A 26,229-nucleotide genomic window follows, 5' to 3' on the forward strand; every position below is an offset into this window, starting at 1 on the left:
TCCTCCTCAGAGATCCTTGGGAGATCAGCTCAGAGAGGCTTGACCTTCTCCGCCTGCGGGCCCTTGGGACCCTGCGTGACGTCGAACTCAACCTTCTGGCCGTCGTGGAGCTCACGGTAGCCGGAGGTCTCGATCGCAGAGAAGTGAACGAAGACGTCAGCGCCCCCGCCGTCCTGCTCGATGAATCCGAAGCCCTTCTCGGAGTTGAACCACTTCACGGTGCCTGTTGCCACTGGTGTTGCCTTACTTCGTGATTGCTGACGGAGCACCACGGATGGGTGACTCCGGGCTACCGATCACCCCTACGAGGTGCAGGGACCATCCCGAACATGGGATCTGGGAGGTGCACTCAACGTGCGGTGATGTGTCGGCAGCCAAGAGAAACGCTAGCACGAGATGGCGATCTACTCACCATCGGCGCCCCCGGGGCCCCTCAGCCGGCGAGGTCCACGACCACCGGTGCGTGGTCCGAGGCGCCCTTGCCCTTGCGCTCCTCGCGGTCGATGAACGCTCCCTCGACGCGTGCCGCCAGGGCCGGGCTGCCAAGGCAGAAGTCGATCCGCATCCCGCGCCGCTTGGGGAAGGACAGCTGCGTGTAGTCCCAGTAGGTGTAGGTCCCCGGCCCCGGCGTGTGCGCCCTCGTCACGTCCGCGAAGCCCGCGTCGACGACCGCCTGGAAGGCGGCCCGCTCCGGCGGCGAGACGTGCGTGCGGCCGGCGAAGAAGGCGGTCGACCACACGTCCTCGTCCTGCGGTGCGATGTTCCAGTCGCCCATCAGCGCCACCTGCGCCTGCGGGTCCTCGGCCAGCCAGCCGGCGCCGGCCGCACGCAGCGCAGCGAGCCAGTCCAGCTTGTAGAGCAGGTGGGGGTCATCGAGCGTGCGTCCGTTGGGGACGTAGAGCGACCACACGCGCACGCCCCCGCACACGGCCGAGATCGCGCGCGCCTCGGCTATGGCGTCGTCGCCCGCGCCCCACGTCGGCATCCCCTCGAAGCCGACCTGCACGTCCTCGAGCCCGACGCGGGAGACGACCGCGACGCCGTTCCACTGGTCGTAGCCGACGTGTGCGACCTCGTACCCGGCCATCTCGAAGGGCAGCATCGGGAACTGCTCGTCCTTGCACTTGGTCTCCTGCAGGGCGAGCACGTCGACGTCGTGCCGCTCCAGGAAGGCCACGACGCGGTCGACGCGGGAACGGACGGAGTTGCAGTTCCAGGTGGCGATGCGCACGGGGCCACCCTAGGTGGCGGCACCGACGATGCGCGCCAGCGATCGGCGGTAGCCGCTGCGCACCAGCGGAGCGCCGAGCGCGGCGACACGGTCCGGGACCAGCGGTGCGCCGTACTCCTGCCGCCAGCGGACCACCGTCCCGGGGCCGTCGGGGACCACGTCGACCTCGATGCGCCCGGCGAGCACCCGGCCGACCTTGTCGACGACGGCGCGCCGCGGCGGCTCCCAGGAGCGCACGACCATGACGTCGTCGAACCCGAGAGGACCGACGGAGGTGCGGGCGACGAAGCGCTCGCCCGGTCCGACACGTCCGGCGACCCGGGTCAGCGGGACCGACGCCGTGTGCCGGTCGAGGTCCCACAGCCGGGCCCAGACGACGTCGGGCGGGTCGGGGACGTGCAGCTCGAGCTCGAAGCCGGCGGTCATGCGCGCCACCCTAGGTCGTGCGGCGGCCGGGCGCGTGTGGGCACGGGTGCCTACCCTGTCCTCATGGGTGTCGCCCTCGTCACAGGAGCCTCCGCCGGCCTCGGCCGCGAGTTCGCCGTGCAGCTCGCCGGCCGGGGGCACGACCTCGTGGTCGTCGCGCGGGACCGACCCAGGCTCGAGACCCTGGCGGACGAGCTGCGGGCGAGGTATGCCGTGCGCGTCGAGGTGCTCGTGGCGGACCTCGTCGACCGGGCCGACCTGGCCCGCGTCGCGGAGCGGCTGACCGACCGCGAACGGCCGGTCGACCTGCTGGTCAACAACGCCGGGTTCGGCTCACGCCGCGGCTTCGTCCGGAACGACCTGGCCGAGGAGGAGGCGGCGGTGGACCTCATGGTCCGGGCGCCGATGGTGCTCAGCCACGCGGCCGCGGGCGGCATGCGCGAGCGGGGGCGGGGGGCGGTCCTCAACGTGTCGTCGGTGGCCTCGTTCGCCGTGATGGGGCACTACTCCGCCGTGAAGTCCTACCTGACGGTCCTGTCCGAGGCGCTGGCGACCGAGCTGGCTCCCCACGGGGTGACGGTGACCGCCGTGTGCCCGGGCTTCACGCACACCGAGTTCCACCAGCGCGCGGAGATGGACATGACAGCGCTGCCCCGGGCGCTGTGGCTGGACGCGCCCCGCGTGGTCTCCGACGCGCTGGAGGCCGTGGCGCGGGGCCAGGTGGTCGTGGTGCCGTCCCTCGCCTACAAGGGCCTGGTGGCTCTCCTGCGGGTCGCCCCGCGGCGGGTCACCCGTCGTGTCGCCGGGTCGCTCGCCGGCCGTCGGCGCCCCGGCGACCGGGGACGGGCCCCGCGCGCTCACTAGGCTGGGCGCCATGGACCCCGCCCGCGACCGCCTGCTCGAGCTCGTCACCAGCCGTGCCGTCGTGCACGGCCCGGTGACCCTGTCCTCCGGCAAGGAGGCCGACTACTACGTCGACCTGCGCCGGATCACCCTCGACGGCGAGGCGGCCCCGCTCGTCGGCGAGGTCATGCTCGACCTGGTCGACGACCTGGACTTCGACGCGGTGGGCGGTCTGACGATGGGCGCCGACCCCGTCGCCACCGCCATGCTGCACGCAGCCCACCGTCGTGGTCGCCGGCTCGACGCGTTCGTGGTGCGCAAGGCCGAGAAGGCCCACGGGCTCCAGCAGCGCATCGAGGGTCCGACTGTGGCGGGGCGCCGCGTGCTGGTGGTGGAGGACACCTCGACCACCGGCGGCTCCCCGCTGACCGCCGTCGAGGCCTGCCGGGAGGCCGGGGCGGAGGTCGTCGCCGTGGCCGTCATCGCGGACCGCGGGAGCGGCGCGCAGGAGATGATCCAGGCCCAGGGCCTGGACTACCGCGCCGCCTACGGCATGCTCGACCTCGGTCTGGCCTGAGCCGGGGGTCGAGGTGCCCGACCCCCGGCCGGACTACATGCCCGGGACCCGCCCGTACCAGACGTCGTCGTCCCAGATCGGCCCGTAGACCACGTCCGTGTTGGGGTTCTGCGCCTCGTAGCTCATGCCCGGTCCTGCATAGAGGCCCACGTGGTAGTAGTTCTTGTAGAACACCAGGTCGCCGGGCTGGGGGTCCGTGACCGGGATGACGAAGGTCCGCTGGTCGCGCACCGTCCGGGGGATGTTGATCCCGTTCTGCTTGTAGGTCCACCAGGTGTAGGAGGAGCAGTCGAAGGCCTCCGGCGGCGTCCCGTAGAGCACGTAGGGGTAGCCGACGTACTGCGCGGCGGTCGCGATCAGGGCCTCGCGCAGCGGCGTGGGGGCCGGCGCCGGCGCCGGGGCGGGCGCGACCACGGGCGGGCTGGTGGTGAGCACGGTGGGCGACATGAACTCGCGGTCCGACATCTTCAGCCAACCGTTGGACGTCAGCGAGCCGCGGACCTCCGTGCCGCCGGTGCGCGTGCCCGAGATCGCGTACGACGTCGACGGTCCGCTCCGGACGTTGGCGACCGCAGCGCTGACGTAGCGCGTGACGCTCGCGGCCGGAGGTGCCGGGTCGGCGGGGGCCGGCGTCGAGGGGGCCGGGGCCTGCGAGGTCAGGATGGTGCCGCTGATGAAGCGACCGCTCCCCAGGTCGAGCCAGCCGTTGGTCCACGTGCCGCTCACCTCGGTGCCGCGGGTCATCGTGGCGACGACGCCGTAGCCCAGCCCCGGCCCGGAGCGGACGTTGCCGATCGCCACGTCGAGGTACTGGGTGACCGTCGAGCTTCCGCCGCCACCGGTGCTCGGCGCGGTGGAGGTCAGCACCGAGGGCGCCATGAACTGGCTGCTGGAGATCCTCAGCCATCCGTTGGACGTCAGGGTGCCGGCGACCTCCTGCCCCTGGGTGCGGGTGCCGGAGATGCTGTAGGAGGTCGACGGTCCGGAGCGGACGTTGGCCACGGGCACGCTGACCCAGCGGGTCACGGAGGTGGTGCCGGTCTCGCCGCCGCCCGGGTCGGTCGAGGTGAGGACCGAGGGGGCCATGAACTGCGTGTCGGAGATCTTGAGCCAGCCGTTCGAGGTCAGCACGCCGCTGACGCGGTCGCCGGTGGTCCTGCTCCCGACGACCCGGTAGGACGTGGACGGGCCGGAGCGGACGTTGGCGGGGACGCTGACCCAGCGCGTGACCGTCTGCTCGACCGTCGGGAGCGGGATCGTCGGGGCGGCCGGGGCAGGCGCGGTCGGTCGGAGCCCGAGCGGGGACCGAGGCAGCTGCGGAGTCGTCGGCGCGGCGTGCGCCGTGGGGGCAAGAACCATCACGGGCGCGGCGGCCGCGGTGACGGCGATGAGCGTGCGGGACAGACTACGAGCGCGAATCGGCATGGGGGACATCCATCAGAGGTCGGGGACAGGACCACTCACAGGGGCGAGCACCTGCAGTGAATCCGGCTTCCAGGGGGCGGTCAACCCCACCTGACCTGCGTGAGTGCGGTTTGTGCGGGAACCACAAGGATGTAGTTAGGTGATGTTGCTCACACGGCAGTTCTATTCCCGCAGGTCACCCTGATATCACACTGGTGTCATTCCCGGCTTCGCAAGATTCTCGCTGGTCACACCCGTTTCTCAGGTCCCGTCCGACTCTGGGCGGGTGGGGCGGGCACGGAGAGGAGTGACGCGTGGGACGTCAGAAGGGCCCCGCCGACGGTCTCGGCGGGGCCCTTCTGACGGGGTGCGCTCAGCGTCGGCGACGGTCCCAGTGCGCGAACCCGGCCGCGCGTGCCGACTCCTCGCTGTCGAACCACACCTCGGCACGCACGCCGTCGTAGCTGGGCGACTCGCTGGTGTGGAAGAGCATCGAGCCAGCGTTGCCCTTGATCTCCCACCCGGCGGGGCCGGTGCCGTCCTCGGCAGGCATGGCCGAGCCGGGGCCGTAGACAGACTCCGGGAACGGTTCCTGGGCACCGCCGTCGGCGGCCACCTCATCGTCGTGAGTGGTGTCGTCCACCACCGTCGCGTCGCCGTCGGCGGAGCGGTAGGTCGTCTCGCCCACGGGGTACTCGGTGGTGGGCTGGTCGTCGGTGCTCTCGAGGTAGTCGTCCGCCGTGAGCGGCTCCTGCTCGTCCAGCGCGTGCGGCTCCTGCTCCTCGACGGTGAGCGGCTCCTGCCGGGCACCCTCCCGCACCTGGTCGTCGCTCAGCGGGAGGACGTCTGCAGAGCTGGAGTCCGCAGCGACGTGCTCGGAGCCCGACTCGTCGTGCGGCGAGCTCGCGGCGGCCGCGACACCGGTGGCGCTGAGCGCACCGATCTGTGCGGCCTGGCGAGAGCGCTCGCGGTTGTCCTCGCTCTCCGTGACCGGCTCGCGACCGCCGTCGTCGAAGAGCTCCTCGTCGTCGGTGCCGGTCGTGGTGGCAGCCTCCTCCTCGCTGGTCGGCAGGTGGCTGTCGTCGGTGTCTGTGGCGGTGTGGTGGCTGTCGTCGGCGTAGGCGCCGGGCTCGCCACCCTCGTAGGCACCGGCGGCGGGCTGGTACGGCTCGGCGGACTCGTCGACGAACGGTTCGTCCGTCGTGCGGACCGGTTCGCCCGTCACCGGCGCGGTGGCCGACATCTCGGCGCCGGTGGGGTCGTAGGTCGTCCCGGCGTAGCCCGAGCCCTCAGTGGTGTCGTCGGCGTCCGTGCTCTCCGCGCCGACGTAGTCGTCCGTGGTCGGGCGGTAGCTCTCACCGGCGTAGGTGCCCGGCTCGCCACCCTCGTAGGCACTCGCATCGGGCTGGTAGGGGTCGGTCGGCTCCTCCACGACGGTCTCCTCGACGAGGGGCTCGTCCTCGGTGCGGGACGCGGCATGCCCGGCACCGGCGACACCTGCGGCTGCGCCGACCCCACCCGCCTGGGTGGCCCGGTCGTGCTCCTCGCCGCGACCGTCGTCGAAGGCCGTCTCTGCCTCCTGGTCGTAGACGCTGCGCTCGGTCTCGACGCGGGGGGCGTCGGCGGAGGTGTCCGAGGCGTCCCGGTCCAGCTGGCGACGGTCGACAGAGTCGACGCTCTCGTCCGTGCGGTCACCGCCGGGCTTGCGCAGGAGCATGAACACCGCCGCGCCGATCAGCAGCAGCAGCAGGATGATCATGATCCATCTCGTCGTGTCGTTCATGTGCCGTTCCTCCTCGTGACGGCCTTCCGGCCGCGTCCTTCAGGCACCCGCAGGGATTGCGGCGCAAGCCCACCGTAGTGCGATTCACCCGGTCGGGCTATGGGAGAATCGCCGCTCACCCGACGAGGAGACCCACGTGAGCAGCACCGCCCAGACCGACCTCACCGGCGTGGCCGGGTGGGCCGTCGACACGATGGAGCGGCTCGGAGGTCCGGGCGCAGGGCTGCTCATCGCGGCCGAGAACCTCTTCCCGCCGCTGCCCAGCGAGATCATCCTGCCGCTGGCAGGGTTCACGGCCAGCCAGGGCAGCTTCACCCTCGCCGGGGCGATCGGGTGGACGACGGCCGGCTCGGTGGTCGGCGCCCTCCTGCTCTACACCCTCGGCGCCGTCTTCGGACGGGCGCGCTTCCACGCCGTCTGGTCCCGCCTTCCCCTGGTCAACATGGAGGACCTGCACCGCACGGAGGCGTGGTTCGAGCGGCACGGTCGCAAGGCCATCTTCTTCGGCCGCATGATCCCCATCTTCCGCAGCCTCATCTCGATCCCGGCGGGCGTCGAGCGGATGCCGCTGCCGGTCTTCACCGGCCTCACCCTGGCCGGCAGCCTGATCTGGAACACGGTCTTCGTGGTCGCCGGCTACCAGCTCGGCGAGAACTGGCACGTCGTCGAGGAGTACGCCGGGGTCTTCCAGAAGATCGTTCTCGTCGTCGTGGCGGTCGCGGTCAGCTGGTGGGTGGTGAACCGTGTACGCACCCTGCGCCAGGGTCGGGCGCCGACCCCGGGACCGTGAGCGAGCGGCCCGCGGTCGGGGTGGGCCCCTGGCCCGGCCCCTGGCCGACCGGGGCGGACGGCCACCTGCCCGGCCACCTGGACCCCGAGCTGCTGCGCGAGGGCGACGCGCGCAACGTCGTCGACGCCTACCGCTACTGGCGTCACGAGGCGATCGTCGCCGACCTCGACACCCGTCGTCACGGCTTCCACGTCGCGGTCGAGAACTGGGGCCACGACTTCAACATCGGATCGGTCATCCGCACCGCCAACGCCTTCAACGCCGCCGCCTTCCACATCGTGGGCCGACGACGCTGGAACCGGCGCGGCGCGATGGTCACCGACCGCTACCAGCACGAGCACCACCACCCCGACGTGGCGCACCTGTCCGCGTGGGCGGCCGAGCGCGGTCTCCCCCTGATCGGGGTGGACAACGTGGCCGGTTCGGTCCCGCTCGAGGGGTATGCCGTGCCGCGCGAGTGCGTGCTCGTGCTCGGCCAGGAGGGCCCCGGGCTCTCGGACGCCGCGCTCGCCTCCTGCGAGGACGTGCTCGCGATCACCCAGCACGGCTCCACGCGCTCGGTCAACGCCGGGGCCGCGGCGGCCATCGTCATGTACCACTGGGCGTTGCAGCACACCGCAGGCTGAGACACTGGGGCCCATGCGTCGTCGTCTCACGTCCGTCCTGACCGCCACCGTCACCTCGCCCGTCGAGGCCACCCTGGGGGTCGCCGTCGCGGACCCGGTGACGCGCACCTCCGAGACCCTCACGGTCACCGTCGACGGCTCGCCCTTCGAGCCGCACGAGGTCCTGGACGAGGCCTCCGGCACCCGCTGGCACGTCCTGCGCGACGTGCCGGTCGGCGAGCTGCAGGTCGCCTACGACGCGCTCGTCGCGGACGGGGGGACCAGTTCCTCGGTGAGCGACCTCGACCGGATCCACTACGTCCGCCCCAGCAGGTACGTCGACCTGGACCGGCTCGAGTCGGTGGCCCGGGCCGAGGTCGGCGACGTGGTCGGCGAGGAGGACGTCCTGCGCGTGGCGTCGTGGGTGCACGGCCACCTGCGCTACGTCGTGGGCTCCTCGAGGGTCACCGACGGCGCCAGCGACACCTACCTCGCGCGGCGCGGCGTGTGCCGCGACTACGCCCACCTCACGATGGCCCTGCTGCGCGCCCGCGGCGTCCCCGCACGGCTCGTCGGCTGCTACGCCCCCGGGTTGACGCCGATGGACTTCCACGCCGTGGTGGAGGCCGCCGTCGACGACCGCTGGGTCGTCGTCGACGCCACCCGGCTGGCGCCCCGCCCCTCGCTCGTGCGGATCTCGACGGGGGCCGACGCCAGCGAGACCTCGTTCCTGACCACGCACACCGGTGGTCTGTCGTTCGGCTCGATCACGGTCACCGCCACGGTCGAGGGCCAGGAGCTGCCGGTCGACGACCACGAGCGGGCCGTGGTGATCGGCTGACCCCACCGGTCGGCGCCTCAGCGCAGGGGCGTGAGCTCGACCTCCACGAACATCGCGCTGCTCCTGGTGCCGGTGTAGATCCCGCGCAGCGGCGGCACGTCACCGTACTCGCGGCCCCGGCCCACCTCGATGTGCCGGGAGCCGGGCTGGATCGCGTTGGTCGGGTCCATCCCGACCCACTCGCCGTCCCACCAGCGGATCCAGGCGTGGGACTCGCCGGTGTAGGTCGTGCCGACCTCCGGCTCGCGGGCGGGCAGCAGGTAGCCGCTGACGTAGCAGGAGGGGATGCCCACCGAGCGCAGGCAGCCGATCGTGAGGTTGGACATGTCCTGGCAGACGCCGGAGCGGGTGGCCCAGGCCTCGGAGGCTCGCGTGTGCACCCCGGTGGCCCCGGAGACGTAGTTCATCTCCTCGTGGACGAGGTCCACCACGGCCCGGGCGCACTCGCTCGGGGTGGCGCTGCGGCCGGCGACCTCCGCCACCCGCTCGCGCAGGTCCTCGGGCGGCTCCACCGACGGTGACTGCAGCAGGTACTCGCTCAGGTCGTCGAAGATCTCCGCCGAGCGCAGCACGTCCCAGCCCAGCCCCTGGCCGGTGACGACCGGGCGCTGCACGTCCACGGTCGAGGACGCGGTCACCATCAGGCGCGGGTGCGGCTCGTGCACCTCGAACTGGGTCACGGTGGTGCCCCAGTAGTCGGTGTAGGTGTTGGTCCACGCGGCCGGCACGATGTCGACCTTGGTGTGCAGCACGTGCTGGTGCAGGGTGTGCCGCGGGGTCATCCGGGCCTCGTTGAAGGAGTGGCTCGCGGTCCCGGCGTACTCGTAGCCGGTGCGGTGCACGACGCGCAGCAGCATCAGCGCACCCCCGCCCGCCAGACGGACTGCCCGGACCCGTCGAAGTAGTGGGCGGACACGGCGTCGTTGACCGTGCTGCAGGTGGCCTGCAGCTGGCTCATCCGCTCCGGCAGGTTCTGCATCAGGTCCTCCAGGGCGCCGTACTCCAGCTGGGCCCGGGCCCGACCGAGCATCCGGTGCGCCTCGCCGGTGCGGGGCACCCGGCCGGAGGCCGTCTCCAGGGCGGTGAGCGCCTCCTCGGCCTGCTCCAGCGAGGAGAGCACCGAGCGTGGGAAGAGCCGGTTGAGGAGCAGGAACTCGGCGGCCTGCTGGTCGGTGGCCAGCCCGCGGTAGGTGCGCACGAAGGCGTGGTGAGCACCGCAGGCGCGCAGCGTCTGGGACCAGGCGGACGGAGAGTCGGCGTTGTAGGCCGCCGACTCGATGATCCGCGAGGTCATGTCGACGCGCTCCAGCGAGCGGCCCAGCATCAGGTAGTGCCAGCCCTCGTCGTGACTCATCGTCGAGTCGGCGATCCCGGCCACGACCTGGCAGCGCTCGCGGACGAGCTGGCACGAGCGGTGCGCGGGCAGGTGCTGCAACCGATTGCCGCGCATCATGTTCCAGGTCGTGTTGATGGCCTCCCACATCTCCTGGGAGACGGTCTCGCGCGAGCGCCGCGCACTCTCCCGGGCGCCCTGGAAGGCGGCGACCATCGAGGTCATCGAGCTCTCGTCCCAGCCGAGCAGCCGCAGCACCGTCTGGTGGTCGGGGCTGGCCTCGTGGTCGATGCCCATCACCCGCAGCAGCACCAGGCTGGTGGCCTCCTCGTCGAGGACGGGGTCCTCCAGCAGCAGGGTGAGGTGGACGTCGAGCAGGCGCGAGGTGCCCTCGGCCCGCTCCAGGTAGCGCCCGATCCAGAAGAGCGACTCAGCGATCCGGCTCAGCACGGCATACCTCCTCGGTCCTGGTCCTGGTCCTGGTCCTGCTCCTGCGGGTGTTCCCTGACCTGCTCCTGGGGGTGCTCCTTGACCTGCTGCTGCTGCTGCTCCTGCTCGGCGGGCTCGGCCTCCGAGCGCTTGAGCGCGACCTGGGGCGCGGTGCTCACCTGCACGCTGACCTGGCTGCGTGGCAGCACCCGTGTGCGGCGGCCGTCGCCGGAGAGCACCCAGGTGTCCTTCGAGCCGCCGCCCCGGCTGGAGTTGACGATCAGCTCCCCCTCCGCCAGCGCCACGCGCGTCAGGCCGCCGGGCAGGACCCACACCTTCTCGCCGTCGTTGATGGCGAACGGGCGCAGGTCCACGTGGCGGGGCCGCATACCGTCCTCGACCATCGTCGGCACCGTCGACAGCTGCACGACCGGCTGCGCCACCCAGCCGCGCGGTCCCGCCAGCACCCGCCGGCGCAGCTCGGCGAGCTCCTGCCGGGACGCCCGCGGCCCGATGACGATGCCCTTGCCACCGGAACCGTCGACGGGCTTGAGCACGAGCTCGTCCAGCCGGTCGAGGACCTCCTCGCGGTGCGCCGGGTCCTCCAGCCGCCAGGTGTCGACGTTGGGCAGGAGCGGCTCCTCGTCGAGGTAGTAGCGGATGAGGTCGGGGACGTAGCTGTACATCAGCTTGTCGTCGGCCACGCCGTTGCCGACCGCGTTGGCGATCGTCACGTTGCCGGCGCGGGCGGCGTTGAGGACGCCCGGGCAGCCGAGCACCGAGTCGTTGCGGAAGGCGACGGGGTCGAGGAAGTCGTCGTCCACGCGCCGGTAGATCACGTGCACCGGCTGCAGGCCGTGGGTGTCGCGCATCATCACCCGCCCACCCTGGGTGACGAGGTCGCGCCCCTCGACCAGCCGGCAGCCCATGAGCCGCGCGAGGAGGCTGTGCTCGAAGTACGCGGAGTTGTAGGGCCCGGGCGTGAGCACCACGACCTCGGGGTCCTGGACCCCGCTGGGCGCCGCGGCGCGGAGGGCGCGCAGCAACCGTGCCGGGTATGCCGCGACGGGGCGGATCCGGTGCGTCCCGACGACCTCGGGCAGGGTGGCGGTCATCGCACGGCGGTTGGTCAGCACGTAGGAGACACCGCTGGGGATGCGGACGTTGTCCTCGAGCACCCGGAAGGTGCCCTCCTCGTCGCGGATGAGGTCGATGCCCGAGACGTGCACCCGCACGCCGTTGACGGGCTGGATGCCGAAGGCGACGCGGTGGTAGTGCGCGCTGGTGGTCACGACGTGGCGGGGGAGGACCCGGTCGGTGACGATCTGCATGGCGCCGTAGACGTCGGCGAGGAACTCCTCCAGCGCGCGCACCCGCTGGGCGACCCCGGCCTCGACGTGCGACCAGGTGCCGGCGTCGATCACGCGCGGCACGATGTCCAGGGGGAAGGGCCGCTCCTCCCCGGCGTAGTCGAAGGTGACGCCCTGGTCGTGGTAGCTCTTGCTGACGTACTCGCCACGGTTCCGCACGTCGTCCAGCCCCAGCTCGTCGAACTGCTGGGCCACCTGCTCGTAGGCGGCCCGCACCTGCCCGTCGGTCCCGACCGTCTCGTCGAAGATCGCGGGCGACGTGGGGTAGTCCGTGAACGCGCCAGCCATGCGCACACCCTAGGGGGTGGGCCCACAGCGTCGGCCGACCCGCCTGTGGAAGAGTGGGAGCCACCGGTCCCGCCGACCTGGTTTCCTGCTAGGAGGACGTCATGCCCATCGCCACCCCCGAGGTCTACGCCGAGATGATCGACCGGGCCAAGGCAGGCAGCTTCGCCTACCCGGCCATCAACGTCAGCTCGAGCCAGACGCTCAACGCCGCCCTCAAGGGCTTCGCCGACGCCGGCAGCGACGGCATCATCCAGGTCTCCACCGGTGGGGCGGAGTACTTCTCCGGCCAGGGGGTCAAGGAGATGGTCACCGGCTCGCTGGCCTTCAGCGCCTTCGCCCACGAGGTCGCCAAGAAGTACGACGTCAACATCGCGCTGCACACCGACCACTGCCCCAAGGACAAGCTGGACGGCTTCGTGCGTCCGCTGCTGGCCGCCTCGATCGAGCGGGTGAGGCAGGGCGGGCTGCCCTACTTCCAGTCCCACATGTGGGACGGCTCCGCGGTGCCGCTGCAGGAGAACCTGCAGATCGCCGAGGAGCTCCTCGCCCTCTCCGCCCAGGCGCACACGATCCTCGAGGTCGAGATCGGCGTCGTCGGCGGCGAGGAGGACGGCGTCGCCAACGAGATCAACGACCAGCTCTACACCACGCCCGAGGACGCCGTCGCCACCGTCAGGGCGCTGGGCGCCGGCGAGCAGGGCCGCTACCTCGCGGCCCTGACCTTCGGCAACGTGCACGGCGTCTACAAGCCCGGCGGCGTCAAGCTGCGGCCCGAGATCCTGCGGACCGCGCAGGAGGCGGCGGCCACCGAGCTGGGGCTGGGCTCGGGCAGCCGCCCCTTCAACCTCGTCTTCCACGGCGGCTCCGGTTCCACCGAGCAGGAGATCTCCGACGCGGTGGACTACGGCGTCGTGAAGATGAACGTCGACACCGACACGCAGTACGCCTTCACCCGCCCGATCGCGGGGTACATGCTCGCCAACTACGACGGCGTGCTCAAGATCGACGGCGAGGTCGGCAACAAGAAGCTCTACGACCCCCGCGCGTGGGGCAAGGTGGGCGAGGCCGGCCTGAGCGCGCGCGTCGTCCGGGCCTGCGAGAACCTGCGCTCGGCCGGGACGCACGCGTGACCTCGGGTCCTGACCTGCTCGGGATCCCGCCCACGGAGCTGCCCGGGGACCCCGCCGCCGCGCAGCTCGCCGAGCAGGACCCGCGGACGGTCGCGGCGGTATACCCCGCCTCGAGCCTGGTCTGGGCGGTCCTGGCCGAGACGGCTCTGGAGGCCGGCGACGACGTCGCGGCCTACGCCTACGCGCGGACCGGCTACCACCGCGGGCTGGACGTGCTGCGACGCTCCGGCTGGCGAGGGCAGGGCCCGGTGCCGTGGGCGCACGAGCCGAACCGTGGGTTCCTGCGCGCCCTCGCGGCCCTGGCCAAGGCGGCGGGCCGGATCGGGGAGACCGAGGAGCAGGTGCGGTGCACCGAGTTCCTGCGGGCCTCCTCTGCGGAGGCTGCGCGCGAGCTGGGGTTGTGACCGGGCGCGAACCGGCGCAGGATGGTCGTGCAACGGTTGACGCCGGGGCGTCGTGACCGCCCCGGCGTCAACCGTGCCCCGCGGGTCGGACGGGGCGCGTCCCCTGACGTCCTCCGCCGACCACCTCATGAAACCAGAGGACTGGTCCAGCACTTGTCCTAAGACTGCCACTGGCCCTAACGTGCCATGAGTGATTTCTCCGCCGGGTGGTGGACCCGTTCTCCCGCCGGACGCCGAGCGCCTCTACCGGCACGCCCTCCGGGCGGCTCCCGCCGGGCTGACCGAGCACGCCGGCGAGCTGGGCTGGTCGGTTGTCGAGACCGAGCTCGCGCTGGCTGACCTCGAGCGGCTCCGCCTGGCCCGGCGTGGTCCGGACGGAACGGTGCGCGTCGACGACCCGCGGGCCAGTGTCGGTCGGCTGCTGGACGGCCAGGAGGCCGAGCTCGACGAGCGCCGGCGTCAGCTGCTCGCGCTGCGGGGGTCCCTGGAGAGCTTCGAGCTCGACTTCCGCCAGGGGCTGCAGCTGTCCGGGCCGCGGCTGCCGCCGTGGGAGGCTGTCGCCCCCAGCGAGGCCAGCGCAGCGGTCGACCACCTCCTGCGGACCTCGGACGGGCCGCTGCTGCAGGTGAGCCGACGGATCGAGACCGGTCCGGGGCACGAGGAGGGGGTGCGCCGCCAGTTCGAGGAGGTGACCGCCTCCGGGCGTGCCGTCCTCACCATCTTCCCCTCGTCGGTGCTGCCGGACCCGCTGTGGTTGCAGTTCGCCCAGCACCGGGCAGCGGCGGGAGAGCAGCAGCGGTATCTGCCCGACGGAGAGCTGCGGGTCGAGTTCGGGGTGTTCGGCAGCTCCGGGGTCCTGCTCGAGCACGACGACGACCGCGAACCGGGCTACCTGCTCATGCGACCGGCGTCGGTGATCAGGGCCTTCGTCACCCTCTTCGAGGAGCTGTGGAGGCGCGCCGAGCCCGTGCTCGCCCAGGGCCCCTCCGCACCCGCCCAGACCGTCAAGCTGCTGGAGCTGCTCGCACTGGGGTTCAAGGACGAGGCGATCGCCCGGCAGCTGGGGTTGAGCCTGCGCACCGTGCGCCGGCGGATCTCGGTCCTCATGGACGAGCACGGTGCCGACACCCGCTTCCAGCTCGGGCTCGCGGTCAGCAGGCGTGGCCTCCTGCGTGCGGACCGACGATAGAGTGGGCGCTCGTCCCACACCTGCAAGGAAAGGCCCTTGGCATGCCAGCGATCGTCCTGGTCGGAGCCCAGTGGGGTGACGAGGGCAAGGGCAAGGCCACCGACCTGCTCGGGAGCGGCGTCGACTACGTGGTGAAGTTCAACGGAGGCAACAACGCCGGCCACACGGTCGTCATCGGGTCCGAGAAGTACGCCCTCCACCTCCTGCCCAGCGGCATCCTCTCCCCGGGGTGCACCCCCGTCATCGCCAACGGCGTCGTCGTCGACCTGGGCGTGCTCATCGAGGAGATCGACGCGCTCGTCGCGCGCGGCGTGGACGTGAGCAAGCTCCTCGTCAGCGCCAACGCGCACGTCATACCCCCCTACAACCGGGTCCTCGACCGCGTGACCGAGCGCTTCCTGGGCAGCCGGAAGATCGGCACGACCGGCCGCGGCATCGGGCCCACCTACGCCGACAAGATGAACCGCGTCGGGATCCGCGTGCAGGACCTCTACGACGAGTCGATCCTGCGGCAGAAGGTGGAGGCCTCGCTGGCCACCAAGAACCAGCTGCTGGTCAAGATCTACAACCGTCGGGCCGTCGAGGTCGACGAGGTGATGGAGGAGCTCCTCCGGCATGCCGAGCGGATCCGCCCGATGGTCACCGACACGGCGCTGGAGCTCAACGAGGCGCTCGACCGCGGAGAGACGGTTCTCTTCGAGGCCGGCCAGGCCACGCTCCTGGACGTCGATCACGGCACCTATCCCTTCGTGACCTCCTCCAACGCCACCTCGGGCGGTGCCTGCACCGGCTCCGGGGTCGCGCCCACGCGTGTCGACCGGGTCATCGGCATCTTCAAGGCCTACACGACCCGGGTCGGCGAGGGCCCCTTCCCGACCGAGCTCCTCGACGAGCACGGCCAGTTCCTGCGCGACGCCGGCCACGAGTACGGCACCACCACCGGCCGTCCCCGCCGCTGCGGCTGGGCCGACGTGGTCATCGGCCGCTACGCCCAGCGGGTCAACGGGATCACCGACATGGTGATCACCAAGCTCGACGTGCTGACCGGCCTGGACGCCGTCCCGGTGTGCGTGGCCTACGACGTGCAGGGGACCCGGTTCGACGAGATGCCGGTCAACCAGTCGGACTTTCACCACGCCCGGCCGGTGTACGAGGAGCTGCCGGGCTGGACCGAGGACATCACCGGCTGCCGGAGCTTCGAGGAGCTGCCCGCCAACGCCCAGGCCTACGTCCGCCGGCTCGAGGAGCTCATGGGCACCCGCGTCTCGGTCATCGGGGTCGGCCCGGAGCGCGACCAGTCGATCATCCTGCACGACATGCTCGGCCGGGACTGACCGCGGTGCCGGAGGTGGACGCCCCGGTCAGCCCGCACCTCGACGTGCTCCGGCGGCTGCCGCGCGGGTGGCCCAGCGAGGCGTCGTCCCGTAGCGCTGCGGGGGGATGAGCCGGCCGGCGGCGCAGTCGTCGACCAGCTGCGCCAGTCGGGATGCGCGCGTCGCGTCCCGCTTGGCCGACGTCACCCAGCCCGCGGCCTGACGGCGGTAGGCGGGCGGCGCCGCCTGCCAGAAGGCGAGGGCGGCGGCGTTCTGCTCGAGACGGGAGAGCGCCTCCGGCGGGAGGGTGGGCTCCTGGCCCTCGTAGCTGTAGACCGCGGTCCTCTCCGGGGTCCGGGCCTCGAAGGCCGCGATGCCCGCGGGGTGCATCAGGCCTGCGGCGAGCAGGCGCTCGACGTGCGCGACGTTGACGGCGCTCCAGGTGCTGCCCCGCCTGCGGGGAGTCCAGCGCTGACGGCGGGAGTCCTCGTCGATGCGCTGGCTCACCGAGTCGATCCAGCCGAAGCGCAGGGCGACGGGCACCGCCTCCTCCCAGGTGAGTCCGCGGTCCACGACGTGCTTCCTGCGAAGACCCATCCACAGCTCGGTCTCGGACGCGTGGTGCTCCTCCAGCCAGGCCCGGAAGTCGTCGGGCCCGTCGAAGAACACCGCAGGACGATCGGCGCTGCCTCCCTCGGCCCAGCCCACGTCAGGGCCGCCCGAAGGTGAACCGGGTGCAGTCCGTCGGGAAGGCGAACCACGCCAGCACGAGCTGCGGGGTGACCACGCGGAGCCCGCCTCCGTCCTCTCCCGACCAGGAGTCCGGCCCAGGCAAGTATCCGGAGTCGGCGTACTTGCCGAACGCCTCTGCCAGCCGGGTCCCGAGGCGGTCGGGGTCGGCCCGGGTCGCCTGCGACTCACCCTCGACGATGACGACCTCGGTGCCGCTCTCGAGGGTGAGCGTGACGGCGGGGTTGCGCTCCACGTTGCGGGTGTGCCGGGTCGTCGGCGCGCCGTCGTAGAAGAACCGGCCCTCGAGCCACACTCCCCAGCGCGGCACGGAGTGCGGTCGACCATCGGGCCGGACGCTGCAGATCCAGAAGTGCAACGACTCCCGCAGTCGCGGCTCGACCTGCGCCCACTCCAGGAGTCCGTCGGTCGAGGCCGGCAGGCCGTAGCCCTCCGGGAAGGTGGGCCGGTCGGGGGCGGGTACGGCGTCCATGGACCGACGGTAGCCCGGGGCCCGTGACGGGGGAAGGGGACGAGAACTCCGCGGCGGGGGTGCTGGCAAGGACGCCGAGAGCGCGGGACGATGAGGTATGGAGAGTGCCAGGTCCGCGCAGCTGCGCGAGCTGACGCTGCTGCGGCGGGTGAGGGACCGGATCGACCGCGACTACGCCCAGCCGCTCGACGTCCCGGCGCTCGCGCGCTGCGCATCGAGCGCGCCATGATGCTGCTGCGCCACGGGGAGCTGAACGTCACCGAGGTCTGCTTCAGGGCCGGCTTCTCCTCCCTCGGCACGTTCAGCACCCGGTTCACCGAGCTGGTCGGCGTGCCGCCGCGCGTGTACCGGCGCGAGGCGGAGGCGCTCGGCATACCCCGTGCGTGACGCGGACCGTCACCCGACCGATCAGGAATCGAGAAGCGCCGCTGCCCACCGCGCCCTAGCGTGGGCGTCATGGACATCACCATCTCCTCGAGCTTCCTGCCGGCCGACGATCCCGAGGCGTCGTTGACCTTCTACCGCGACGCGCTCGGGTTCGAGGTCCGGGGCGACGTCGGGTCCGGGACCATGCGCTGGATCACGGTGGGTCCGCCCGGCCAGCCCGGCACCTCGATCGTGCTGCACCCCCCGGCGGTCGACCCGGGCATCACCGACGACGAGCGCGCCGTCATCGCCGAGATGATGGCGAAGGGCACCTACGCCGGCATCAACCTCGCCGCGGCAGACCTCGACGTGGCGTTCGAGCGCGTGCAGGCGAGCGGCGCCGACATCATGCAGGAGCCGATGGACCAGGACTGGGGTGCCCGGGACTTCGCGGTGCGCGACCCCGCCGGCAACTCGGTGCGCATCCAGCAGGCCTGAACACACGGGAGGACGAACAACCATGGGACAGAGCACGACGACGCTCTCCGCCGCGGAGAAGAAGGCGATCAAGGAGCGCGCGGCTGAGCTGAGGGCGAGCCAGAAGAAGGAGAAGCTGGAGCAGGCGGTCCTCGAGAAGATCGCCGAGATGCCCGAGGACGAGCAGAAGCTGGCCAGGCAGGTCCACGAGATCGTCACGGACGTCGCGCCCGACCTGACGGCCAAGACCTGGTACGGCATGCCCGCGTACGCCGACGCGAACGGCAAGATCGTCGTCTTCTTCCAGGCCGCCTCGAAGTTCGACGCACGCTACTCCACCATCGGGTTCGACGAGGCCGCGCACCTCGACGAGGGCTCGATGTGGCCGGTCTCGTGGGCGCTGACCACGCTCGGCGACACCGACGCGCAGATGGTCCGGGAGCTGGTCAGGAAGGCGGTCGGATCGGCCTGACGGTCTGGCCCCGATGGTCTGGCCCCGGCGGAGATGGAGACGCCACCCCTCCGAGCTCGTCCTGCAGGGTGCGTGCCGCGACGTCCGCGCGGAGCACGTCGGCGTCGACGTGGACCGTGCACGCCAGCCGTCCGGCGTAGGACAGGGCGCTGACCCCGAACCGGACGTTGCCCTGGAGGGGGACGACCGGCCAGGCCCGGCGCAGGGGCGCGCCGCCGAGGCTCAGCGGTTCGCGCGGCCCTCGCACGTTGGTCACGAACAGGGCGATGAAGCGCTGGCGTCTGGCCAGCCGTGCGAACAACCGGGAGCCCCACCGGGTGCGCGTGAGCTCGAGGGTGCCCTGGCTCCGCGCGCCCGCCTTGGCCGCGCTCGTGGTCGCGGCGACCGAGGCCAGACGTCGGCGGACGTCGGGCTCACCGGTCGGCAGACCGACCAGCATCACCCCGACCGCGTTGCCCGACCCCCGGCGGTCCGGGAGCGCGACCGGGACGCTGGCGGGCAGGACGGCGGGGACCGGGTGGCCGTCCACCCTCAGGGCGGCCTCCGCTGCTGCGGTCACTGCCGCGAGCAGCGCGTCGTTGACCGTCCCCCCGGCGGTGCGCGCGGCCCTCGCGAGGGGAGCGAGGTCCACCTCGACGAAGGCGACGCCCCGGTGTGCTCCGAGCGGACCGAGGAGCACCGTCGGGGGGACGGTGGCGCGGAACACGGCCACCACCCGCGTCAGCGAGGTGAGCAGTGAGGACAGGCGCCCGGGCCGGGTCGTCGGCGGGGTGGTCTCAGCGACCGCCGGGGTAGAGCGCTCGGACGGACCGGGGCCCCCGTCGCCGAAGAACGCCCGGAGGAGAGCAACGCCGGCCACGCCGTCAGCCACCGCGTGGTGGATCCGTAGCACCAGGCCCGGTCCCTCGGGCGAGGCGCCGGGCACCACCAGCAGCTCCCAGAGGGGTCGGTCCAGAGACAGGGGGACGGTCATGAGCAGGGAGCAGAGGTCCGCAAGACCAGCACCGCCGTCGACCGGCTCGACCGATCGCACGTGCCACCCCAGGTCGGGCCGGCACGGCTCCCAGACGAGGTGCCTGCCCGAGGTCCCCACGCGCTGGGAGAAGCGACGCAGCTCGCCGGAAGTCACCTGCGCCAGACGCTCCCCGACCACTCGTCGGAGGAGGTCGAGGTCCGGGCAGCCGTCCGTCGCCACCCAGCCCCCCGGACCCAGGAGCCCCGCCATCAAGAAGACGTTGACCTGGTCGCCGGCATCGATCTCGACGTTCGAGGCGTCGGCGGCGCTCAGCCGTTCGCCACCTTCCCGTCTCCACGGGAGGAGCGACGGACGCACCGACCGGCCACCTCGCACCCCCCCATTGTCCCCGTCCTGCACTAGGTTCGGCAGCAGGAGGGAGGCAGGCCGTGCCACTGATCGTCACTCCGGGGACCTACGTCCACGAGCTCGCGCAGCCGCCGTCGATCGCGGCGCAGCCCACCAGCACCGTGGCCTTCGTCGGCACAGCAGGGAAGGGGCTGCTGGACGAGCCGGTCGAGGTCGTCTCGTGGGCGGAGTTCGAGGGGATGTTCGGCGGACCCGTGGCCGGGTGCGGCCTGCCCTGCGCGGTTCGCGACTTCTTCGCCAACGGTGGGAGCCGCGCTGTGGTGGTCAGGGTCGACGGGATCGGCGTGCCGGACGTCCGGGCGCTGACCGGCACCCCCGGTGAGGGACTGCTGGCCCTCGAGCGCGGCCCCGTCGTCGGGTTCTTGGCGATCCCGCCCCCCGAGGGCGACGACCTGCCGCCCCCCGCCGCTGCCGAGGCCTACGCGTGGTGCGTGGAGCACCGGGTCGTGCTCCTGCTCGACGGTCCGACACGCTGGACGTCGGCAGCGACGGCTGCGAAGGCGGATCTGAGGGTGGACCTCGGGGTCACCGGGCCCAACGCGGCGCTGTACTGGCCGCGGCTGGTCCAGCCGGACCCGCTCGTGCACGGTCGCGCGCGGACGGGCTCGGTCGTGGGTGCCGTCGCGGGCGTCCTGGCCCGCACGGACGAGGCACGAGGTGTCTGGACGGTGGCGGCCGGTCCGGAAGCGACCCTCAGGGGCGTCGACGGGCTGGCGGTCACCCTGACGGACGCCGACCAGTCGCTGCTGACCCCGCGAGGCGTCAACTGCCTGCGCCACTTCCGTGGTGGGAGTCCCGTGGTGTGGGGAGGGCGCACCACGGCCGCAGATCCCGGGTGGCGCTACCTCCCGGTGCGCCGCCTCGTGCTGCACATCGAGGAGAGCCTGCTGCAGGGCACCCGGTGGGCGGTCTTCGAGCCGAACGTGGAGGCCACGTGGTCCCGGCTCCGGACGCTGTGCGAAGCCTTCCTGGGGGACCTGTGGCGGCGTGGCGCCTTCATCGGCGGGCGACCGTCCGAGGCCTTCTACGTCCGCTGCGGCCGCGACACGATGACCCGGGCCGACCTCGCTGCAGGTCGACTGGTCGTCATCGTGGGGGTGGCGCCCCTGCGGCCGGCCGAGTTCGTCGTGCTGCGTCTGGTGCTTCGCCCATGACGCTGAGGTGGCCGCAGGCTCTGGCGTGGCGGATGCGGCAGCAGCTGCTGGACCCCGTCGGCACGGAACCTGTGGCAGGCGTGGTGCGTCGGCTCGGCGCGGTGGTCGCGCAGAACGAGGTGCGGGCGGACCTTGCGGTCGGCATGAGGTCGCAGCTCGTCGCGCCAGGCTCGGTGGCTCGGGCGCTCGCCGCGGGAGACCTCGTCAAGGTCTACGCCTTCCGCGGTGCCACCCACCTGATGGTGCCCGAGGACGCCGGTGTCTACCTGGCCCTGCGAGCCGCGAGCCGCATGTGGGAGCTGCCGAGCTGGAGGAGCTACTACGAGCTGGAGCCCTCCGACTGGCCGGCCCTGCGGGAGGTGGTCAGGGAGGCGCTCGCGGACGGACCGCTGACGCGGCAGACGCTGGCGACCTCCGTCACCGCCCGGCCCAGGTTCGCGCACCTGGGTCCCGCGTTCGCGGGGGCCGCGGACACCCTGCTCAAGCCCCTGATGTGGCAGGGCGACATGAGCTTCGGCCCCCCGAAGGACGGGCACGCCACCTTCCAGCGTCTCGATCTCAACCCGCGCTGGGCCGGGATCCCCGAGCTGGAGGACGCCGGTCCCCGTGCCGTCACCGCCTACTTCTCCACCTACGGCCCGGCGACGCCCGAGCACGTGCACTACTGGCTCGGCGAAGGGCTGGGCGCGGGTCGCCGACGGATCGCGTCCTGGATCTCAGGGCTCGGGGACGCGCTGGCGCCCGTGGGCGTCGACGGCCACCCCTTGCACGTCCTGCGGGCGGATCTCCCTGACCTCCTGACGACGCCGGCCTCCCCGGTCGTCCGGCTCCTTCCCGGGCACGACCCGTGGGTGCTCGGCCCCGGCACGGCCGACCCGCACGTCGTTCCGGTGGGGCGGCGCGCGGTGGTCAGCCGCGGCGCCAACGTCCTGATCGCGTCGGGAGTGGTCTCCGGGACCTGGACCCTGAAGCCCGATCGTGTCGAGACGACCTGGTTCGCCGAGGCAGGACCACCTCCGGACGACGCACTGGATGCCGAGGTCGGGCGGCTGTCCACCATGCTCGGCCGGGACCTGCGCCCTGACGTCCGGACGGCCTAGACCCTCGCCTGCGCCCGGACGCGCGGACGGTCCGGCCCTGGCGCCCTCACTGCTGTCACGCGGTGGCCACGGGTGTGGCTTCCAGGAGCCCGCCCGGGTGGCCGCGTCGTGATAGCAGTGGTGGGTCCCGGAAGGCTGACCACCGACGCGCCTGCCTGCCTGACCGCTCTACCCGACCCACGCCCGCGCGTTGCGGAACATCCGCAGCCACGGGCTGACGTCCTCGACGGCCCCCGGTGTCCACGACATCTGGGCGTTGCGCTGCACGCGCTCCGGGTGCGGCATCATCGCGGTGAACCGTCCGTCAGGCGTGGTCACCGCGGTGAGCCCGCCCGGGGAGCCGTTCGGGTTGGTCGGGTATGCCGCGGCCGGGCGGCCCGCGTGGTCGACGTAGCGCATCGCGCTGAGCACCGCCGCCTCGTCCCCGCGGCCCGAGAAGTCGGCACGACCCTCGCCGTGGGCGACGGCGATGGGGATCCGTGAGCCGGCCATGCCGGTGAAGAAGATCGACGGGGAGTCGAGCACCTCGACCAGGCTGAGCCGGGCCTCGTACTGCTCGCTGCGGTTGCGGGCGAACCGCGGCCATGCCTCCGCGCCCGGGACGAGGTCGGCGAGGGCCGCGAACATCTGCGCGCCGTTGCAGATGCCGAGGGCGAAGGTGTCCTCCCGCTCGAAGAAGGACCGGAACGACCCGGTGAGCCGCCCGTCGTGGAGCACCGAGCGGGCCCAGCCCTCGCCGGCGCCGAGGGTGTCTCCGTAGGAGAACCCGCCGGCGGCCACGACGCCGACGACCCCGTCGAGGTCGAAGCGGCCCGACTGCAGGTCGGTCATGTGCACGTCGTAGGTCTCGAAGCCGGCCCGGCCGAAGGCGAAGGCCGTCTCGACGTGGGAGTTGACGCCCTGCTCGCGCAGGACGGCCACCACGGGACGGGCACCACGGGAGAGGTAGGGGGCGGTGACGTCCTCGGCGGGGTCGAACGTCGTGGTCAGGTGCAGCCCCGGGTCGTCGTCGGAGCCGACGAGCGCGTGCTCCTCGTCGGCGCACTCCGGGTTGTCGCGCAGCGCGGCGATCCGCCAGGACACCTCGTCCCAGGCCTGCGCCAGGTCGCGCACCGTCTCGTCGAGCGTCGCCCCGCCGGACCGCACCCGCACCCGGCGCTCGCTGGTCGACCGGCCGAGCCGGTGGGTGAGCCCGCCCAGACCGTGCCGGGCGAGGATCTCCTGGGCCCGCTCGACGCCGTCGTCGACGACCTCGAGCACGACGCCGAGCTCCTCGGCGAACAGGGCCGCCAGGTCGGCGTGCTGACGCTCGCCGCCGCCGCTCCCCGGCAGCTCTACGTCGAGCCCCACCCCACCGGCGAACGCCATCTCGCACAGGGTCGCCCACAGGCCCCCGTCCGAGCGGTCGTGGTAGGCCGTCACCAGGTCCGCCGACCGCAGCTCGGCCAGCGCCGCCGCCAGGGCGACCAGCCGTCCCGGCTCGTCGACGTCGGGGACCACCCCGCCGAACTCGCCGAGCACCTGCGCGACCATCGACCCGCCGAGACGGTCCCTGCCCGCCCCGAGGTCGACGAGAAGGAGCGGCGCGCCAGCCGTGAGCTGCGGGGTGAGCGTGCCGCGGACGTCGGCCAGCGACGCGAACGCCGACACGACCAGCGACACCGGGGAAGTGACCTGGTGGGCCTCCCCGCCCGCCCCGGTCCAGCGCGTGCGCATCGACAGCGAGTCCTTGCCCACGGGCACCGAGATGCCCAGAGCCGGGCACAGCCCCATCGCCACGGCCTGCACGGTGTCGTAGAGGGCCGCGTCCTCACCCGGCTCGCCGGCCGCCGCCATCCAGTTGCACGAGAGCTTGACCCCGGACAGCGTCACGGGCGCGGCCAGCAGGTTGGTGAGGGCCTCGCCGACCGCCATCCGGCCGGAGGCGGGGGGGTCCACGGCAGCGATCGGCATCCGCTCACCGGTGGCCATCGCCTCGCCGGCCAGCCCGACGTGATCCGACAGGGTCACCGCGACGTCCGCGACCGGCACCTGCCACGGGCCGACCATCTGGTCGCGGTGGCTGAGGCCACCCACGGTGCGGTCCCCGATGGTCACGAGGAACCGCTTGGACGCCACGGTGGGGTGGCGCAGGACCGCGTATGCGGTGTCGCGCACCGCGGTCGCGCCCAGGTCGGCGAGCGACAGCTCGGGCGCGGACCGCTCGAGCCGCTGCACGTCCCTGGTCATCTTCGGCGGCTTGCCGAGCAGCACGTCCATCGGCATGTCGATCGGGCGGTCCTCGCCACCCTCCCCGGCGGTGAGCACCAGCTGGCCGTCGTCGACGGCCACCCCCACGACGGCGTACGGACAGCGTTCCCGCCCGCAGAGCGCGGCGAAGTCCTCGAGGGACCCGGGAGCGATCGCCAGGACGTAGCGCTCCTGGCTCTCGTTGGACCAGATCTCCCTGGGCGAGAGGCCCGACTCCTCCAGCGGCACGGCCGACAGGTCGAACCGAGCGCCCAGGCCCGCGTCGTCCACGAGCTCGGGGAAGGCGTTGCTCAGCCCGCCCGCCCCCACGTCGTGGATCGCCAGCACCGGGTTGTCCTCCCCGAGGGCCCAGCAGTGGTTGATGACCTCCTGCGCGCGGCGCTGCATCTCGGGGTTGCCCCGCTGCACCGAGTCGAAGTCGAGCTCGGCCGCGTTGGCCCCGGAGGCCATGGAGCTGGCGGCGCCCCCACCCAGGCCGATCCGCATGCCCGGCCCGCCGATCTGCACGAGCAGCGTGCCCGGCCCGAACCGCACCTTCTCCGTCTGGGAGGCGCTGATCGACCCCAGGCCTCCGGCGCTCATGATCGGCTTGTGGTAGCCGCGGTGCACCCCGTCGACCGTCTGCTCGTAGACGCGGAAGAACCCGCCGAGCCCGGGGCGGCCGAACTCGTTGTTGAACGCGGCCGCCCCGATCGGGCCCTCGATCATGATCTCCAGGGGGCTCGCGAGGTGGGACGGCGCGTCACGCCCCTGCTCCTCCCACGGCTCGTCGGTGCCGGGCAGGTGCAGGTGCGAGACGGCGAAACCGGTGAGTCCGGCCTTCGGGGCGCTCCCGCGGCCGGTGGCGCCCTCGTCCCGGATCTCGCCGCCGGCACCGGTCGCAGCGCCCGGGAAGGGTGAGATCGCGGTCGGGTGGTTGTGGGTCTCGACCTTCATGAGGACGTGGACCTCGTCCTCCCGGGCGACGTAGCGGCTGGGACCGCCGTCCTCGGGCAGCCAGCGGGTGATCCGCCCACCCCGCATCACCGAGGCGTTGTCCTTGTAGGCGACGACCGTGCCCTTCCCGGCGACCGCCTCGGTGTGCCGGATCATCGCGAAGAGGCTGCGCTCCTGCGGCCGCCCGTCCAGGACGAACGCGGAGTTGAAGATCTTGTGCCGGCAGTGCTCGGAGTTGGCCTGGGCGAACATCGTCAGCTCGACGTCGGTCGGGTTGCGCCGCAGCGCGGTGAACGACTCGACGAGGTAGTCGATCTCGTCGGGCGCGAGCGCCAGCCCGAAGGCCCGGTCCGCCTCGACCAGCGCCTCACGGCCCCGCCCCAGGACGTCGACGTGCTCCATCGGTGGGGCCTCGCGCCCGGCGAACATCGCGGCGGCCTCCTCGCGCGCGCGAAGGACGGTCTCCGTCATCCGGTCGTGCAGCACCGCGGCGCAGGCGTCCCACTCCTCACCGGTCAGACCCCCGCCGGCCTCGAGCTCCAGGTGGTGCTCGACGACGCGCTCCACCCGGTGCACGGGCACCCCGCAGCTGTGCACGATGTCGGTGGCCTTGCTGGCCCAGGGCGAGACGGTGCCCAGGCGCGGCGCGACGACGACCACCGCCTCCTCGGTGTGCGAGCCCTGCTGGTCCGGGCCCGTCCACGGCTCGCCGTAGGTGAGGATCGCCCGCAGGGACTGCGTCGTCGCCTCGTCGAGGGCGACGTCCGAAGCCACCCAGTGGACGTATCGGGCGGACACGCCCGTGACGTGCTGCGACACCGCACGCAGCCGGCGCAGCAGCGCCGCCGCCCGGAAGTCGGAGAGGGCGGACCCGCCGAGGAAGGTGGACAGCACGTGCTGGGGCGAAGCCAT

General features: G+C 72.4%; 25 protein-coding genes and 1 pseudogene. 14 read left to right on the plus strand and 12 right to left on the minus strand.

Annotation, left to right across the window (positions count from 1 at the left end; genetic code table 11):
* Positions 1-29 precede the first annotated feature (29 nt).
* The 3 genes from ACI3ET_RS10390 to ACI3ET_RS10400 all read right to left on the minus strand — a co-directional run bounded on the left by ACI3ET_RS10390 (position 30) and on the right by ACI3ET_RS10400 (position 1,657).
* A complete protein-coding gene (locus ACI3ET_RS10390; protein ID WP_405032967.1) occupies positions 30-233 on the minus strand; it encodes a cold-shock protein in 204 nt (67 codons plus the stop codon).
* A gap of 200 nt (positions 234-433) precedes the next feature.
* Positions 434-1,231, minus strand: coding sequence for an exodeoxyribonuclease III (locus ACI3ET_RS10395; protein ID WP_405032968.1), 798 nt, complete (start codon positions 1,229-1,231; stop codon positions 434-436).
* A gap of 9 nt (positions 1,232-1,240) precedes the next feature.
* Positions 1,241-1,657: an SRPBCC family protein gene (locus tag ACI3ET_RS10400; protein WP_405032969.1), complete on the minus strand. Its 417-nt coding sequence runs from the start codon at positions 1,655-1,657 to the stop codon at positions 1,241-1,243.
* A gap of 63 nt (positions 1,658-1,720) precedes the next feature.
* On the opposite strand from ACI3ET_RS10400, the gene ACI3ET_RS10405 reads away from it, so the two are divergent.
* Together ACI3ET_RS10405 and pyrE are read left to right on the plus strand one after the other, a co-directional pair.
* Complete coding sequence (locus tag ACI3ET_RS10405; protein ID WP_405032970.1) at positions 1,721-2,521, plus strand: SDR family NAD(P)-dependent oxidoreductase; 801 nt, start codon at positions 1,721-1,723, stop codon at positions 2,519-2,521.
* Positions 2,522-2,531: 10 nt separating this feature from the next.
* Positions 2,532-3,077: an orotate phosphoribosyltransferase gene (gene pyrE / locus ACI3ET_RS10410; protein WP_405032971.1), complete on the plus strand. Its 546-nt coding sequence runs from the start codon at positions 2,532-2,534 to the stop codon at positions 3,075-3,077.
* 33 nt (positions 3,078-3,110) lie between these two features.
* Here the strand turns inward: pyrE and ACI3ET_RS10415 are convergent, their stop codons facing one another.
* Positions 3,111-4,502: a C40 family peptidase gene (locus ACI3ET_RS10415; protein WP_405032972.1), complete on the minus strand. Its 1,392-nt coding sequence runs from the start codon at positions 4,500-4,502 to the stop codon at positions 3,111-3,113.
* A 352-nt stretch (positions 4,503-4,854) separates the two neighbouring features.
* Positions 4,855-6,264 (minus strand): sunset domain-containing protein, encoded by a 1,410-nt coding sequence (locus ACI3ET_RS10420; protein ID WP_405032973.1) that lies wholly within the window; start codon positions 6,262-6,264, stop codon positions 4,855-4,857.
* 193 nt (positions 6,265-6,457) lie between these two features.
* On the opposite strand from ACI3ET_RS10420, the gene ACI3ET_RS10425 reads away from it, so the two are divergent.
* The 3 genes from ACI3ET_RS10425 to ACI3ET_RS10435 are packed head-to-tail and all read left to right on the plus strand — an operon-like array spanning position 6,458 to position 8,500.
* A complete protein-coding gene (locus tag ACI3ET_RS10425) occupies positions 6,458-7,054 on the plus strand; it encodes a DedA family protein (RefSeq protein ID WP_405033031.1) in 597 nt (198 codons plus the stop codon).
* Positions 7,051-7,680 (plus strand): TrmH family RNA methyltransferase, encoded by a 630-nt coding sequence (locus ACI3ET_RS10430; protein WP_405032974.1) that lies wholly within the window; start codon positions 7,051-7,053, stop codon positions 7,678-7,680. The genes ACI3ET_RS10425 and ACI3ET_RS10430 overlap by 4 nt, the downstream gene beginning before the upstream one ends.
* Positions 7,681-7,693: 13 nt before the next feature.
* The gene (locus ACI3ET_RS10435; RefSeq protein WP_405032975.1) at positions 7,694-8,500 is read left to right on the plus strand and encodes a transglutaminase-like domain-containing protein; all 807 of its coding nucleotides are present in this window, start codon (positions 7,694-7,696) and stop codon (positions 8,498-8,500) included.
* Between the two features lie 17 nt (positions 8,501-8,517).
* Here the strand turns inward: ACI3ET_RS10435 and ACI3ET_RS10440 are convergent, their stop codons facing one another.
* The 3 genes from ACI3ET_RS10440 to ACI3ET_RS10450 are packed head-to-tail and all read right to left on the minus strand — an operon-like array spanning position 8,518 to position 11,920.
* Positions 8,518-9,357: a transglutaminase family protein gene (locus ACI3ET_RS10440; protein ID WP_405032977.1), complete on the minus strand. Its 840-nt coding sequence runs from the start codon at positions 9,355-9,357 to the stop codon at positions 8,518-8,520.
* Positions 9,357-10,283, minus strand: coding sequence for an alpha-E domain-containing protein (locus tag ACI3ET_RS10445; protein ID WP_405032978.1), 927 nt, complete (start codon positions 10,281-10,283; stop codon positions 9,357-9,359). Before ACI3ET_RS10445 ends, ACI3ET_RS10440 begins: the two co-directional genes overlap by 1 nt.
* On the minus strand, positions 10,277-11,920 hold the full coding sequence (locus ACI3ET_RS10450) for a circularly permuted type 2 ATP-grasp protein (RefSeq protein ID WP_405032979.1): 1,644 nt from the start codon (positions 11,918-11,920) through the stop codon (positions 10,277-10,279). Before ACI3ET_RS10450 ends, ACI3ET_RS10445 begins: the two co-directional genes overlap by 7 nt.
* Positions 11,921-12,021: 101 nt before the next feature.
* On the opposite strand from ACI3ET_RS10450, the gene fbaA reads away from it, so the two are divergent.
* From fbaA to ACI3ET_RS10470, 4 genes are all read left to right on the plus strand, one after another.
* Positions 12,022-13,050 carry a class II fructose-bisphosphate aldolase gene (fbaA, locus tag ACI3ET_RS10455; protein WP_405032980.1) on the plus strand — a complete coding sequence of 343 codons (1,029 nt, stop codon included), beginning with the start codon at positions 12,022-12,024 and terminating at the stop codon, positions 13,048-13,050.
* The gene (locus ACI3ET_RS10460) at positions 13,047-13,454 is read left to right on the plus strand and encodes a DUF3151 domain-containing protein (protein WP_405032981.1); all 408 of its coding nucleotides are present in this window, start codon (positions 13,047-13,049) and stop codon (positions 13,452-13,454) included. Before fbaA ends, ACI3ET_RS10460 begins: the two co-directional genes overlap by 4 nt.
* Positions 13,455-13,644: 190 nt before the next feature.
* A complete protein-coding gene (locus ACI3ET_RS10465) occupies positions 13,645-14,643 on the plus strand; it encodes a hypothetical protein (protein ID WP_405032982.1) in 999 nt (332 codons plus the stop codon).
* A 41-nt stretch (positions 14,644-14,684) separates the two neighbouring features.
* On the plus strand, positions 14,685-15,977 hold the full coding sequence (locus ACI3ET_RS10470) for an adenylosuccinate synthase (RefSeq protein WP_405032983.1): 1,293 nt from the start codon (positions 14,685-14,687) through the stop codon (positions 15,975-15,977).
* Between the two features lie 27 nt (positions 15,978-16,004).
* On the opposite strand, the gene ACI3ET_RS10475 is transcribed toward ACI3ET_RS10470, so the two are convergent.
* Both ACI3ET_RS10475 and ACI3ET_RS10480 read right to left on the minus strand, forming a co-directional pair.
* Positions 16,005-16,625, minus strand: a complete 621-nt coding sequence (locus tag ACI3ET_RS10475) for a YdeI/OmpD-associated family protein (protein WP_405032984.1) — start codon at positions 16,623-16,625, stop codon at positions 16,005-16,007.
* 40 nt (positions 16,626-16,665) lie between these two features.
* Positions 16,666-17,178: a pyridoxamine 5'-phosphate oxidase family protein gene (locus ACI3ET_RS10480; protein ID WP_405032985.1), complete on the minus strand. Its 513-nt coding sequence runs from the start codon at positions 17,176-17,178 to the stop codon at positions 16,666-16,668.
* A 97-nt stretch (positions 17,179-17,275) separates the two neighbouring features.
* On the opposite strand from ACI3ET_RS10480, the pseudogene ACI3ET_RS10485 reads away from it, so the two are divergent.
* The 3 genes and pseudogenes from ACI3ET_RS10485 to ACI3ET_RS10495 all read left to right on the plus strand — a co-directional run bounded on the left by ACI3ET_RS10485 (position 17,276) and on the right by ACI3ET_RS10495 (position 18,493).
* Positions 17,276-17,624, plus strand: a pseudogene (locus tag ACI3ET_RS10485) (helix-turn-helix domain-containing protein).
* A gap of 10 nt (positions 17,625-17,634) precedes the next feature.
* On the plus strand, positions 17,635-18,042 hold the full coding sequence (locus ACI3ET_RS10490) for a VOC family protein (protein WP_405032986.1): 408 nt from the start codon (positions 17,635-17,637) through the stop codon (positions 18,040-18,042).
* Positions 18,043-18,064: 22 nt separating this feature from the next.
* A complete protein-coding gene (locus tag ACI3ET_RS10495; RefSeq protein WP_405032987.1) occupies positions 18,065-18,493 on the plus strand; it encodes an iron chaperone in 429 nt (142 codons plus the stop codon).
* Here the strand turns inward: ACI3ET_RS10495 and ACI3ET_RS10500 are convergent.
* Complete coding sequence (locus ACI3ET_RS10500; RefSeq protein ID WP_405032988.1) at positions 18,468-19,826, minus strand: wax ester/triacylglycerol synthase domain-containing protein; 1,359 nt, start codon at positions 19,824-19,826, stop codon at positions 18,468-18,470. The two genes, ACI3ET_RS10495 and ACI3ET_RS10500, sit on opposite strands and share 26 nt — an antisense overlap.
* A gap of 71 nt (positions 19,827-19,897) precedes the next feature.
* Between ACI3ET_RS10500 and ACI3ET_RS10505 the strand changes: the two genes are divergently transcribed.
* Positions 19,898-21,031 (plus strand): phage tail sheath family protein, encoded by a 1,134-nt coding sequence (locus ACI3ET_RS10505; protein ID WP_405032989.1) that lies wholly within the window; start codon positions 19,898-19,900, stop codon positions 21,029-21,031.
* Positions 21,028-22,131, plus strand: a complete 1,104-nt coding sequence (locus ACI3ET_RS10510) for a DNA glycosylase AlkZ-like family protein (protein WP_405032990.1) — start codon at positions 21,028-21,030, stop codon at positions 22,129-22,131. The genes ACI3ET_RS10505 and ACI3ET_RS10510 overlap by 4 nt, the downstream gene beginning before the upstream one ends.
* Positions 22,132-22,299: 168 nt before the next feature.
* On the opposite strand, the gene purL is transcribed toward ACI3ET_RS10510, so the two are convergent.
* Positions 22,300-26,229 carry a phosphoribosylformylglycinamidine synthase gene (gene purL / locus ACI3ET_RS10515; RefSeq protein ID WP_405032991.1) on the minus strand — a complete coding sequence of 1,310 codons (3,930 nt, stop codon included), beginning with the start codon at positions 26,227-26,229 and terminating at the stop codon, positions 22,300-22,302.

This window comes from Ornithinimicrobium jinqii, from assembly GCF_045032595.1.
GTDB lineage: Bacteria > Actinomycetota > Actinomycetes > Actinomycetales > Dermatophilaceae > Ornithinicoccus.